The sequence below is a fragment of the Leifsonia sp. Ger2509 genome, assembly GCF_055231915.1.
The window spans coordinates 1,600,092-1,614,002 of sequence record NZ_JBUYVB010000003.1; the positions used below are offsets into that span (position 1 = coordinate 1,600,092).

A 13,911-nucleotide genomic window follows, 5' to 3' on the forward strand; every position below is an offset into this window, starting at 1 on the left:
AGTCGTGCGAAGCGGTTGCGGCGCGTCCATGACGCCAGAAGGCCCAACCTCATGACATGGCCAGTAAACGGTTACGCCGGCACAACCAGAAGGAGTTGGCCATGAGTTTCGATTCAATCCGAGCGGGAATCATCAGCGACCCAGAGAACTCTTGGGCAACGAAGATCGGTTACCTGCCGCTTTACGCGGCGGGAGCGGGTGCGAGAGTCGCTATCATCGGCCAAGCGCCCGGACGCAAGGCTCAGGAAAGCGGCATCGCCTGGAATGACGCCAGTGGCGCCAAACTGTTCGACTGGCTCGGCGTGTCTGAGACCCAGTTCCGTGATCCCGAGTTGTTCGCGTTGCTTCCCATGGACTTCTACTACCCCGGCAAAGGCGCTAACGGCGACTTACCGCCCCGAAAGGGATTCGCCGGTCGCTGGCACAAGCCACTTCTTGATCTAATGCCCGAGATCCGGGTAACCATTCTGATCGGCCAGTACGCACAGCAGCACTACCTACAAGGCCATACCAAACGGAATCTCACAGAAACCGTCCGCGCCTTCGAGGAGTACCTGCCAAGCATTTTCCCACTGGTTCATCCGTCCCCGCTGAACTTTCGGTGGCAGTCGCATAACCCGTGGTTCGTAACCGACTTGCTGCCCGTTCTCCGACAGCATGTGGCTGCGGCGATGTCCTAAGCGCTGTCTGAAGACGATGCCGATGAGCGCACAGTCTCGATGATCTCTTGGTGGTCCAGCCTGTCGGCTCACCGGCCGGACGGCGGCGCGGGCAAGATACGCTCGTCCGCGCCAACGGTTGGCGAGTGAAGCCGTCGCGCGACCAAAGCGGCGTGTCCGCCCGACTGGATGATCGAGATCAGCCCCGCCGCAAGAAGTAGGGCGCGGATTTGCCTCACCTCCTTCACAGGAAGATCCGTCGCAGCGGCAATTTCCGCGACTGTGGCCGAAGACGCACCCAACTCGTCCGCGCACGATGCTTCGGCCTGCGCAACCACGACGATCAGATCGGTTCTATATGCGGCATCACGAGTTGGATCTAACTCAAGGGAACCCTTGAAGTGGCCCACTGCCTCCAACCAGGCGTGCGCCCCCGGATAAAACGGCTCAAGCATTCCACTCCTAGGGGGTCGACTGTTTGCACTCCGGCGCGCGTGAACGCCTTCCGCAGCGCCGGGTCCGATGAGGGATAAGGTCCGACGAGGTTTCCATTCCTCGCCAACTAGAGCAACAATCGATATTCTAACTCGGCTGCACTGATCTGCCTTGCGCCCGGTTGCGCCGTGCGCGCCTCGTTCCACGCACAACACACACCGCTGACAAGAATCGAGACAATACGAGGGAAAACCATGTCATGTCTGGGACGCAGAAATAGGTACGCACCCTGAACTTCGCCCTGGTTCGGGATCCGGGGCCTCATCTCGTGTCCTCGTCACAGTCCATTCCCGCATCCAATGAAGTGAGCGTTGTGGGTCTAGTAGAACCGGATTCACTTAGTGAATGGCCATTTCCAGTGCGCAAAGGGACCCCGCGGACTTGCGCCAACGTGTGTTGAGTGCCTACTCGCATCCCACGAACAGCGCAGCAGGATGTGACGAAGCCGAAGCCGACCGTGGTACTGGACTTGCGGAACGGTTTGCGTCGCGTCAACCGACAGCACCACAGACACCGCTTCCGGCGTTAGGCGGAGCTGACCCAGGCGCCAGGCTTATCGACATCGGTGCGTTCGAATGCTCGTGCCGTGAGAAGACGGCGTGCACCCCGGCAGACAGCCCTCGCTCGGTTCACCGTGAGTGCCGGCGTTGGATGAGTTTCCTAAGGCTGGATCGCTTGGGCGGGCCCTCGCCTGTCTCTGGTTCCGCGGTTCGCGGAGTTGGGATGAACTCGAAATAGTCACATTCAGGGCAACTCGCGATGTACTCGTGCACGGCTAGACCGACCCCGAAGAACAGGTTTGTTCGGCGGTGCATTGTCGCTTTACATTCTGGGCAGATCATGTGCCGAGTGTCCTTGGTCGGCGAATGTGTTTTGAGGGCCCGACAACCCGAATGCCGGGCCCCCGCCGCCGGCAGGGCAACCCGCCGCGACACGAGCACCGAACCGATCCGGCACTCGCATAAGGCAATCTACACGAACTAGACCAACAATTTAACCTCAAACACGCTCAAGTCGAACCACAGCTACGGGCCGTGGGAGACTGAATCCGCACGAATGCATTCACCGACCCGAACCTGGAGGCGATTGTGCTGAAGGAACCTGCTGACGCCGAACCACCGCGCAAACTCATTCGTGATCGAGCGTACGACGCAATCGAGGCAGCGATTCTGGATGGAACATTTCAGCCTGGTGAGGTGCTCGAGGATGCCCGGCTACAGGAGTGGTTGCAGATCTCGAGAACACCGATACGTCAAGCGTTGTATGCACTGAGTATCAAGGGATTAATCGATATGGCACCACAGGCACATACCCGCGTTGTCCTGCCGCGACGCGAAGACGCGGTCCGCTATCTGCAGGCGACCGGTTTCCTGATTACGGGGGTAACTGACCTGGTCGCCGAGGCCGCCACTGAGATTCAGCGTAATCACTTGATTGACAGCCTGCAGGCGATCAACGCAGCAACACAACAACGGGACAAGACGTTGTTCGTCCTCGCCCTGGGCCAGTACTTCGAAGAACTGAACAAGATCAACCCGAACCCTATCCTCGCCCAGCTCAGCGGCCAAGCCATGGTGGCATTGGGATATTACGTGTCAGTCGTGCTGCGCGAATCCGATGTGCCATGGGACGAAGTGGCAACCCAGCATGACGTTCTCATCGCAGCCTGGCGCGCGGCGGACCCTGAGACGATCGTCGCCGTTACGCGGCGGATCTTTGGGTTACGCGGAGCCCGCTGGACGGCTATATCAGAAGTTGCGCCGCTGGCGGATTGACCAATTGTTGCTTTAGTTGGGGTTGCTTTCAGTTAGCCAACTTTCGGATTTGGCCAGTAGCGGGGCTGCGTGAACAGTATCGTCTGGGCACTGCGGCTTGGGTCCGCGTGGTCTGTACGTCCACGGCCACTCACGACGGGCGCCGGCCGGGTTCCCGTGGCTGCGGCTATAAGGGCCCCGTCTAGAGATGGCGCGTCGAAAACGCAGTTGCAAACCAAGCAAACTGAATCGCACTGGGTTTGGTTCCTAGCTTTTTCGAGGGCGGCGGCCGCCGTCTCGGGTGATTCGAGGTCAGCGTAGTACGGGTCGTCGACTTCGGTGAGGGTGCGCATGTCGAGCTCCCCGTGGAGACGCTGGCGGTTCCACCACGACAACCACCGAGCGTGGCGAGTTCGACCTGCTGAACGGTTCGCCACGGGCCTTGTCGGCGGATGAGCACGGTTTTGTAGAGTCCGTTGACGGCCTCGGCGAGGGCGTTGTCGTGCTCCGGCACAAAACGTCGTCACCGACCCCCGCGGCGCATCATCAGGCCACTGGGCGATCGCAAGACGGACACGAGAATCAACAGGCTCAACACGACTCATCCCTCAAAGATCGAGGAGAAGTGTCACCTCCAAAACCGCCAGAACCGATCGAGGGCCCACCCCCGGGCGGCGAGGGGGGAAGTTGAACTCCATCGCCTCGTGGATGAGGTTGCCAGGTAGATAGCGATGGCGCTTCCCGCACTGCATGTATTCGTGATCGAAGGTAAGTCGCTCGCCGTCCACTGGACACAGCGGGTCCTGTGTTTCTGCTTGAGTCGTTCGTAGGGTGTGCTTCCTGCGAGGGCTCCGTGTTACCCACTCAGTACACGAAATCTGGCCCCGATCGGTGAGTCGGGTCAGCAGCGACTGTGAAGGAGTAACCCGACTCGCCGCACTGGAGTAGTTTCGTGAGGGGATCGACGCGGCACTGCGATCGCCAGATCGGACGGTGAGGTTCATGAGCAGCACAACCGGATCCCGTGCGATCGACGAGGCGATCGCCGCACTGGACCCAGACCTCGCGTCGGGCTTGACGCGCATCATCGGCGCGCTCGACCCCGAGGATCTCGCAGAACGCGAACCTCGCGACGTGGTGGGCGCCGCGCTCTCGATGCGCTCCCTCGCCGCGCGTCGCGACCGCGGGCAGACCCGGATCGCGGTCTTCACACCGACGCTCAGCGAGGATGGATGGACGTCGCGGCGCACGATCGTGAACATCTGCACCGATGATTCGCCGTTCCTCGTGGATTCGGTGATCGCGGCGGTCGCCCGGCAGGGCCTTGCGGTGGACCTGCTCGTGCATCCCATCGTCGAGGTACGGCGAAGTGCCGACGGCGAACTGCTCGAAATGGGTGCCCACGGCGGCGACCTCGAATCGTGGATCCACCTCGAGGTCGATCGCGTGCCGACCAGCGAGGGCCGACACCAGCTCGAAGAGCGTCTGCTGTCGGTGCTGGATGATGTGCACGCGGCCTTCGACGACTGGCAGGCCATGCGCCGGGCCTGCCTCGACGTCGTCACTGACCTGCGCACCACGCCGCCGGCGACGGCCGACCCCGCCACGGTCCGCCCGGCCATCGACTTCTTCAGCTGGCTCGCCGACGACAACTTCACGTTCCTCGGCTACCGCGAGTACCGGCTCGAGACCAGCGAAGACGGTGAGGACGTGCTCGTCCCCCTGACCCAAACGGGCCTCGGCGTCCTTCGCAAGCCCACCACGGCGATCGCGCACCTGCGGCCCGAGGCGCAGCGCACCGCGCGCGACCCGCGCCTGCTCACGATCACCAAGGCGAACTCCCGCGCCACCGTCCACCGCGACATCTATCTCGACTACATCGGCGCGCGCACCTTCGACGAGGCCGGCAACGTCACCGGCGAGCGTCGCTTCCTCGGCATGTTCACCTCGGCGGCGTACGCGGCCTCCGTCTCCACGCTCCCCATCGCTTCGACCAAAGTGCAGGCCGTGCTCAAGGCATCCGGATTCCCGCCGACGTCGCACTCCGGCAAGGATCTCCTGCAGATCCTCGAGCAGTACCCACGCGACGAGCTCTTCCAGGACACTCCGGAGCACCTGCTCGAGGTCGCCACCGAGGTCGGCCGCCTCCGCGACCGCCGCCGCGCCCGCGCGTTCCTGCGCCGAGATGAGTTCGGCAGGTTCGTGTCTGCGCTCGTCTATCTGCCGAAGGACCGATACAACACGGCCGTTCGGCTGCGCATCGAGACCGTGCTGCGTTCAGTGTTCGCCGCCGAGAGCGTCGATCACGCCACGTGGGTCGGCGATGCTCCGCTGGCGCAGTTGCACTTCGTGGTGCGCGTACCACGCGGCTCGTCGCTGCCCGACGTCGACGAAGCGGCGCTGCAGACGGACCTGGCGAATGCTGTGCGCGGCTGGGATGAGGCGCTCGTCGACGCACTCCACCACGCCCACGGCGAAGATGAGACGGCCCGCTTGCTCGGCCGCTACGGCGAGGCGTTCCCGCTGGCGTACAAGGAGGCCGTGACGCCCGAAGAGGCCCTCGACGACATCGCGCTGCTCGAAAGCCTCGAGGCCGCGGAGTTCGCGGTGCACCTCAACGTGCCGGAGCGTGACGACCCCGGCAAGCGCGTGCTCACCGTCGTCTCGCACCGCGAGTATCCGCTGACGCAGGTGCTCCCGATCCTCACCGACCTCGGCACCGATGTCGTCGACGAGCACCCGTACGTCGTGACCCTCCCCGGCGGCGAGGTGCGACACATCTCCGACTTCGGGCTCACCGCGCCGGGTGCCGACGGCGGCAGCGCCGAGCGCTGGAGCGACCCGGCATGGGGCGGCGACTTCGAAGACTCGTTCGCAGCATCCTGGACCGCCGCTGCCGAGAGCGATCGCCTCAATTTCCTGGTGCTGCTCGCCGGCCTCGACTGGCGCCGGATCGTCATCCTCAGGGCGATCGCGATGTACCTGCGGCAGATAGGCTCCGCCTTCTCCGTCGAATACATCGAGCAGGCGCTCGTCGTGAACCCCGCATTCGCCGGCGACCTGGTCGGTCTGTTCGAGCTGCGGTTCGACCCCGCTCGCGAGGGAGATCGGAAGGCCGAGACGGCTGCGGCAGAGGCCGAGCTGCTGCGCGCGCTCGACGACGTCGCGAGCCTCGACGACGACCGCATCCTGCGGTCCTTCATCGGGGTGATCGCCGCGACCTGGCGCACGAACTTCTACCAGCCGGCATCCGACGGCTCGCCGAAGCCTTGGGTGTCGATGAAGCTCGACTGCGCACGCGTTCCGGGCCTGCCGAAGCCGCACCCGATGGCCGAGATCTGGGTCTACGCGACCGAGGTCGAGGGCATCCACCTGCGCTTCGGGAAAGTCGCGCGCGGCGGGCTGCGCTGGAGCGACCGCCGCGAGGACTTCCGCACCGAGGTCCTCGGCCTCGTCAAGGCGCAGATGGTGAAGAACGCCGTCATCGTGCCCACCGGATCGAAGGGCGGCTTCTTCGCGAAGCGTCTCCCGGCGCCGACAGACCGCGCGTCCTGGCTCGAAGCCGGCAAGGCCGCCTACCGCACCTTCATCCGTGGCCTGCTCGACGTCACGGACAACCGCGAGGGCACCGAGATCGTGCCGCCCCCGAGGGTCGTGCGGCATGACGGCGACGACTCCTACCTGGTGGTCGCGGCGGACAAGGGAACCGCCTCCTTCTCGGACATCGCGAACGCGATCTCCGAGGAGTACGAGTTCTGGCTCGGCGATGCCTTCGCGTCGGGCGGATCGGCCGGCTACGACCACAAGACAATGGGCATCACCGCCCGGGGCGCCTGGGAGTCGGTCAAACGGCACTTCCGCGAACTCGGCGTCGACACCCAGGCCGAAGACTTCACGGTCGTGGGAGTGGGCGACATGTCGGGCGACGTGTTCGGCAACGGGATGCTGCGGTCACCCCACATCCGACTGGTGGCGGCGTTCGACCACCGCCACGTGCTCGTCGACCCGCACCCGGATGCCGCGGGATCCTTTGCGGAACGTCAGCGCCTCTTCGACCTGCCCGGGTCCTCGTGGGACGACTACGATCGCACACTCATCTCCGCCGGCGGCGGGGTGTTCCCGCTCACGCTGAAGTCGATCGCCGTCACGCCCGAGATGGCCGAGGCGCTCGGCCTCGACCCCGCCGTGACGACGCTCACCCCGCTCGAGCTCAAAAGGGCCGTGCTGCTCTCGCCCGTCGACCTCTTCTGGAACGGTGGCATCGGCACGTACATCAAGGCGAGCGACGAGACTGACGCCGAGATCGGCGACCGCGGCAACGACGCGATTCGTGTGAATGGCAACCAGCTTCGACTGCGCGTCGTCGGCGAGGGCGGCAACCTCGGCGTGAGCCAGCGCGGCCGCATCGAGGCCGCACTGTCCGGCGTGAGCATCAACACCGACGCGATCGACAACTCGGCGGGAGTGGGGACATCGGACCGCGAGGTGAACATCAAGATCCTGCTCGGCGCCGTCGAACGCGCCGGCCGGCTCGACCGGGGCCCCCGCAATGAACTCCTTCGCTCGATGACCGACGAGGTCGCCGACCAGGTCCTGCGCGACAACTACGAGCAGAACGTCCTGCTCGGGAACTCGCGCGCCAACGCAGCCGTGATGCTGCCGGTGCACGGACGCCTGATGGAATTGCTCGAAGAGCGCAACGAACTCGACCGAGAGCTCGAATTCCTGCCGAGCCCGGCCGAGGTGCAGTTGCGCCAGGCCGATAGCCGCGGCCTCACCCGACCCGAGTTCGCCGTGCTCGTCGCGTACGCGAAGCTCGCGCTCAAGACCGACCTCACAGCATCCGACCTCGCCGATGACCCCTGGTTCGCGGGAACGCTCGCCGAGTACTTCCCTGAGCCGGTCCGGGACGGGTATGCGGGAGACCTCGCCGCCCATCCGCTGCGAACCGAGATCATCGTGAACTCGGTCGTGAACTCGATGGTCAACAGGGGCGGCATCACCTTCGCATCCCGGGCCGCGGATGAGACCGGTGCGTCGAGCGAGCAGATCGCACGTGCCTATGTCGCGGTGCGGGAGATCTTCGACCTGCGCGGCTTCGTCAGTGCCGTCGAGGCCACCGACAACGTGGTGCCCGCCGCGGTGCAGACCGATCTCTACCTCACCTTCCGTCGCCTGCTCGATCGGGCCACGCGCTGGTTCGTGCAGCACCGCCCGGACAGGTTCGACATCGGCAGACAGATCGAAGACTTCCGGAATCCGATCATGTCGCTCTGGGGTGGTCTCGGCGACCTGCTGCAGGCTGGCGATCTGCGCCGCTTCGAGCGGCGGATGATCGAGCTTCAGGAGGCCGCCGTCCCCGCCGACCTCGCCCGGCGCGGCGCAGGCGTGCTCGACGCGTTCTCGCTGCTCGACGTCGCCGAGTGCGCGCGCCTGCGTGATTGGGACATGCGGGAACTGGCCGGCCTCTACTTCGCGTTGTCGGCCCGACTGCGGTTCGAGCAGATCCTGACCAAGATCACCGCCCTGCCGCAGAGCGACCGCTGGGGGTCGATGGCCCGCGCCACGATGCGCGACGACCTCTACGCCGTGATGATCGAGCTCACTTCGACGATCGCCCAGCAGACCGCGCCGATCGAACCTGCGGCACGCATCGACGCATGGCTCGACCAGGGCGGTCCATTGGCCGGCCGCACACTGGAGGAGGCGCTCGCCGCCGCGCACGCCGAGGACGGCTCAGGGCTTGCCACGCTGTCCGTGACGGTCAGGCGTCTGCGTTCGCTCGTGCGTTGAACCCTCAGGCCCACGCGATCTCGCCAACGGCCGCCGCATCGGCGAGCCAAGCCGACGTGACGGTCACCGTGCGGCGCCCATCGCCCTGTCCGGCCGCGCACATCGGGGACACCACCCTGCGTGGGTGTAACAGAGTGGATTCCCCACTCAGTACGCGTGAAGTCTTGTGATGTATCAGGGCGGATGGCATCAATGTCGAATTCGAGACGGTCGGCACGAAGGACTAACCGGCAGGCCGCCCGAGGGTCCCCTGCATCGTGGCGGGAAATTCCAGGCAACCGGCGGCTGTCAGGATTAGTGTCAGGTGCATGACCCGGCGGAGGTTCGAACCCATCTACTCCACAGCGGTGGCGATCGGTCGATCGATCTTCGCGGTGCTACGAGTGAAAGGGTCGGCGACCGGGCTGGAGAACCTTCCGCAGACCGGCGGCGCCGTCTTTGCAATGACCCATTTCGGTTACCTCGAGTTCGCCCTCGTCGAGTGGCAGACCTGGCTGCGTACCCGCAGGCGCATCCGCTTCCTCATCACCGAGCGGGCCTTCGCGAAGCCCGCCGTGAGGTGGCTGCTGAACGGCATGCACCACATCCCGGTCGACATGAAGGGGGGCGCGGCCGCCTTCGAGCGGGCCGTCGTCGCGGTTCGCGCGGGCGAGCTCGTCGGCGTCTTTCCCGAAGCGGGTGTCAGGGCATCATTCACCGTGCGTGAACTGAAGACCGGCGCGGCGCGACTTGCGCGCGACGGTGGCGTGCCGATCATCCCTGTCGCGGTCTGGGGTGGCCAGCGCCTGCTCACGAAGAATCACAGGATCGCCTTGCGCGACCGGTTCGGGGTTCGGGTCACATTCGAGTTCGGGACGCCCATCATCGTCGACGAAGGTTCCGACATCCACGGGGTAACCGAGACGCTGCGTGAGTCGCTACAGCGGAGGGTCGACACGTTGCAGAAGAACTATCCCCTCGACGGTACCGGCCAGTGGTGGCAACCCCGATCCCTTGGTGGAACAGCGCCGACGGTGGAGGAGGCTGCTGCGGCCGACGCGGCACGCGCCCTTCGCCGGGAACAGGGCGCGTCTCAGCCCGGGAAATAGCCCTCACCGCGGACCCGTCACGGTGTCCACCACGGCCTCAATGGCAGCTCGGGGACGCCGCCGCGATCCAAGGGCTTGACAGCCAGCACCTGGTGCAACTGGATGCCTCCGTCCTCGAACGCGAGCCGCGATCCCGCCATGTACAGCCCCCACACCTTCGCTGTGGGAAGTCCGACCTCGCCGACCGCCTCATCCCAGTGCTCGACCAGGTTGGCGCACCAGTCGCGCAGCGTCAATGCGTAGTGCGGGCGCAGGTTCTCCTCGTGCAGCACCTCGAGACCGGCATTCTGGGCTTCGCTGATGATGCGCCCCGATCCGGTGAGTTCACCGTCGGGAAAGACATAGCGGTCGATGAATCCGCGGGTCGACGGCTCGCTTCGATTGTCGGGACGGGTGATGCAATGGTTGAGCAACAGCCCGCCAGGACGCATCCGGGATTGCAAGAAGCCGAAATACGAGCCGTAGTTACGCACTCCGATGTGCTCGAGCAACCCGATCGACGACACAGCGTCGAAGTCCGTCTCTGAGATGTCGCGGTAGTCGCCGTAGCGCACCTGGGCCAGATCGGTCAGCCCTTCGTCGGCGATGGCCTGCTGAGCCCATGACGTCTGCTCCCGCGACAATGTCACGCCGGTGGCCGTGACCCCGCGGCGGGCCGCATAGCGCACCATGCCGCCCCAGCCGCACCCCACGTCGAGAAGTCGATCGCCCGGCTTCAGCCGCAGTTTCTCGAACACGAGCCGGTACTTGTTCTCCTGCGCCTCGTCGAGAGAAGCGTCGAGATTCGGATAGCACGCGCACGTGTAGGTCATCGACGGCCCCAGTACCCACTCATAGAAGGCGTTCGAGACGTCATAGTGGTGGTGGATCGCTTCGGCGTCGCGGCTCTTGCTGTGGCGGAGCCCGCCGGCGATCCGCCGCCAGCGAGGCGGCACTTCCTGCAGGGGCGGCGCGATCGGCCGCAGGTGCTCGACTCCGATCGAGCGGATGATCCGGGCCAGGTCCCGCGCCGGTGGCCGGGCGAATTCGAGGCTTTCCGCGAGCGCCTTGAGCAGCTCGTACGGATCGCCCGGATGCAGGCCATGGATGTCGAGGTCGCCTGCGATATAGGCACGTGCGAGTCCGAGATCGCCCCGACCCGTGGCGAGATAGGTTGTGCCGCGCGGCGTCTTCAGCTCGATTGCGAACGGCGCGTCGGGCGGTCCGGCGGAGCTCCCGTCATAGGCGGTGAACCTGATCGGCAGCCGGCTTCCGGCGAAGATCTCGAGGATCTCGGCGAGGGTGAGCTTGCCCGGCCCCCTTGTGTCCGTCGGTTCGATGGCTTCGGAGTCTTCCGTCGCATCCGCCGAATCGTGAGTGAATGTGCTCATCGCCGTTGCACTGCTTTCTCGTAGAGATTCAGGAGACGCGAATCGGGGTCGTATCGTTCCTTCACAGCCCGATAGTCTTGCCCGCCATAGAGTTCGTCGAATCTTTTCGGGGTGTAGAACGCGTCGGAGTACAGCGACTTGTGGCCGTCGAGTTCGCTGACCTGGCGCTCGATCATCCGATTGGTCTCGCCTTCGGTCGACCCGACGGGCACGGACGCCCAAAAGCCGATGTTGACGTAGGTCTCGTGGGATCGGAGGGGGTATAGCGGCCACCCATCATCGTCGCGCAACCGGATCGGGCACAGCCAGATCGGCTCAATCGGCACGTTGGCCAGGAACCAGTCGAGGAACTCGACGCAATGCCCGATCGGCACCTCGATGTCTTGCACGACGCGTTCGCGTGGCGGCCGACCCTTGAGTTTCTCGAGGCCGTTCTCGATGTGAAACCGGTGCTCGTACGCCATCAACTTCGCGTAGACGCTGCTGCGCCGGTAACGCCGCGGCCAGAGCCTGCGAATCCGCGGGTCCTGAGCGCCGAACGCGGCCGAACACCAGAACCAGTCGGTGTCCCACCGCCAGAAGTAATCGTGAATAGTGAGTCGATCATCCAACCCACCCTTGTCGTGCTGGATGGACCGATAGTAGATCAGCTGTCCGCTGTAGTCGCTGACGGACCCCGGCGCCTCGGTCTGCACGCCCACGCACAGATAACTTTCGTCCGCGCTGAACACCACGCCGTCAAGGTAGTCGACCGGAACCCCGTCGCGGCGACCGGTGTCGATGATTCGGTCCATGGTCGCAATCAGGTCGTCGAGGGTATGGAACCGCAACTGAGTGAGCGCGACGAACGGCTTTACAGCCTCGAGCTCGATGCGCAGGCGCACCGCGTAGCCCAGCGTTCCGTACGAATTGGGGAAGGCCCGAAACAGATCGGCGTGCTCGGCCGGCGACGCTGTGACCACCTCGCCGGCGCCGGTCAGGATGTCCATCTCAACGACCGACTCGTGCGGCATCCCGTTTCGGAACGACGTCGACTCGATGCCGAGGCCGGTGACCGCGCCGCCGAGCGTGATGGTCTTGAGCTGCGGCACCACCAGCGGCGCCAGCCCGAAGGGCAGCGTCGCGGCCACGAGGTCCTCGTAGGTGCACATGCCGCCCACGTCAGCGGTCTGCCCCTCCGGGTCGATCGAGATGACCCCGGTCAACCCGGAGATGTCGAGGCCCCTGGTGTTCGCCTTCGCCCTCGCCCGGAACAGGTTCGAGGTGTGCTTCGCGAGCCGAATAGTAGCCGCCGCTGGGACGGCGCGATAGCTCTCCAGAAGGCGCGCCACGCCGACGGCATGAGCGGTTCGTGCGTCGGTCATGTGAGCGGACACGCCCTCACGCTAGTCCGCCGCAGATTCGAGGGGAAGAGACGGTCTTCTACACGACCACGACTGTGCGCCCAAACGACTACCTGACACTTGTGCAAGGTCGCGCTGGGCCACGGTGGGTCGTGGTTCGAATGTGATTCAATTGTGCGCAAAATGCGCGCAGGCCGTGAGCAAAAACAGCCTCTGATCAGCCATCTCATGAAGCGGAGGGCGCGGGATTCGAACTCTATCCGTGCCCACGGCAGTGCCGCCTTGGGAGCTTCGAATCGCCCACCTCACGCACTACCCCGGCTCGTATTGCAGGGCCGGCAGCGTCTCCTGACTCGGTGACCACCCGCGCGGGCGTCTCCGCCGTACCCGTCAGGGTCGGGCGTCGGCGACGTCTCGAGCCTTCAGAACCCGAAACGGGTTGACCGGCCGCATCCCCAGCACGATCTTGCCGCGCGCGTGGAGTCGCTCAAGATCGTGGAAGGCGTCTCGGACGAAACCGAACGGGTAGAACCCCGAGATCAGCACGTTGAGTTCCCGGTCGGCTGCAAGACGCGCCACACGCGCCAGCTGCTTGGTGCACGTCACGCTGTGCTCCTCCGTGGGGAGCATGGCTGCGATCTCGACCGATCGCCGGTCGACGCTCGACCGGTAGCGTGCCGGCTCGACGCCGAGCGCTCCCAACACGGCGTGACCGTCCTGACCGAAGTTGTCGACGTAGGCCGTGACACCGTCGGGAGCAATGGCACGGATCCGGTCGGCGAGACCCGCCCCGTAGACCACCGGGATAACCCCCTGCTGGCGCAAGAAATCGAAGTTCCGTTCGCCGCAGGTGCCAATCACACGCACGCCGGCCCGCTTCGCCAGCTGAACTTCGAGATTTCCGACACCTCCGGCCGCAGCGGAAACCACCACCGTCTCGCCTGCCGCCAGCCGGAGGCCGTCGAGTATCTCTACCGCGGTGACCCCGGCCAGGTAGAGAGCACCGGCGACTTCCCACGAGAGCTCTCGCGGTTTCGGCACGATCGCGGACGCCGGAACGACGACGTGCGTGGCGTGCGACGATCGCACCGCATGTCCGAGCACGTCGTCATTGCGTGCGAACCTGGTGACGCCCTCCCCGACCTCGATCACAACGCCTGCGAAGTCGCTGCCTTGGCCTTGGGGAAACGAGCAAGGAACCTCGACGGCAAGGCGTCCCTGTCGCACGAAGGCCTCAATGTGGTTGATGCCGGATGCCAACACTTCAACAACCAGCTCGCCCCGACCCGGATGCGGGATGTCGCGTTCGACGATCTCGAGGACCTCGACACCGCCGAACTCCTGAAATTCGACCGCCCACATCGATCTGCCCGACTTCTTCATTTCGAACCCCCTTCGATCACGCGAGC

8 protein-coding genes are annotated in these 13,911 nt (G+C 65.0%); 4 read left to right on the forward strand and 4 right to left on the reverse strand.

Annotation, left to right across the window (positions count from 1 at the left end; genetic code table 11):
• Positions 1–101: 101 nt before the first annotated feature.
• Positions 102–680 (forward strand): uracil-DNA glycosylase family protein, encoded by a 579-nt coding sequence (locus ACV7NN_RS07895; protein WP_463349021.1) that lies wholly within the window; start codon positions 102–104, stop codon positions 678–680.
• 68 nt (positions 681–748) lie between these two features.
• Here ACV7NN_RS07895 and ACV7NN_RS07900 read toward each other — a convergent pair whose 3' ends face one another.
• Positions 749–1,114, reverse strand: coding sequence for a hypothetical protein (locus ACV7NN_RS07900; RefSeq protein ID WP_463349022.1), 366 nt, complete (start codon positions 1,112–1,114; stop codon positions 749–751).
• A gap of 1,128 nt (positions 1,115–2,242) precedes the next feature.
• Here ACV7NN_RS07900 and ACV7NN_RS07905 point away from each other — a divergent pair.
• The 3 genes from ACV7NN_RS07905 (at position 2,243) to ACV7NN_RS07915 (ending at position 9,789) form a co-directional block, all read left to right on the forward strand.
• Complete coding sequence (locus ACV7NN_RS07905; protein WP_463349023.1) at positions 2,243–2,929, forward strand: GntR family transcriptional regulator; 687 nt, start codon at positions 2,243–2,245, stop codon at positions 2,927–2,929.
• 981 nt (positions 2,930–3,910) lie between these two features.
• The gene (locus ACV7NN_RS07910) at positions 3,911–8,701 is read left to right on the forward strand and encodes an NAD-glutamate dehydrogenase (RefSeq protein WP_463349024.1); all 4,791 of its coding nucleotides are present in this window, start codon (positions 3,911–3,913) and stop codon (positions 8,699–8,701) included.
• Between the two features lie 308 nt (positions 8,702–9,009).
• Positions 9,010–9,789: a lysophospholipid acyltransferase family protein gene (locus ACV7NN_RS07915; protein ID WP_463349025.1), complete on the forward strand. Its 780-nt coding sequence runs from the start codon at positions 9,010–9,012 to the stop codon at positions 9,787–9,789.
• A gap of 17 nt (positions 9,790–9,806) precedes the next feature.
• On the opposite strand, the gene ACV7NN_RS07920 is transcribed toward ACV7NN_RS07915, so the two are convergent.
• The 3 genes from ACV7NN_RS07920 to ACV7NN_RS07930 form a co-directional block, all read right to left on the reverse strand.
• Positions 9,807–11,159: a class I SAM-dependent methyltransferase gene (locus tag ACV7NN_RS07920; RefSeq protein WP_463349026.1), complete on the reverse strand. Its 1,353-nt coding sequence runs from the start codon at positions 11,157–11,159 to the stop codon at positions 9,807–9,809.
• On the reverse strand, positions 11,156–12,523 hold the full coding sequence (locus tag ACV7NN_RS07925; RefSeq protein WP_463349027.1) for an FAD-binding oxidoreductase: 1,368 nt from the start codon (positions 12,521–12,523) through the stop codon (positions 11,156–11,158). Before ACV7NN_RS07925 ends, ACV7NN_RS07920 begins: the two co-directional genes overlap by 4 nt.
• A 369-nt stretch (positions 12,524–12,892) precedes the next feature.
• Positions 12,893–13,885 carry an NADP-dependent oxidoreductase gene (locus tag ACV7NN_RS07930; protein WP_463349028.1) on the reverse strand — a complete coding sequence of 331 codons (993 nt, stop codon included), beginning with the start codon at positions 13,883–13,885 and terminating at the stop codon, positions 12,893–12,895.
• Between the last annotated feature and the right edge of the window lie 26 nt (positions 13,886–13,911).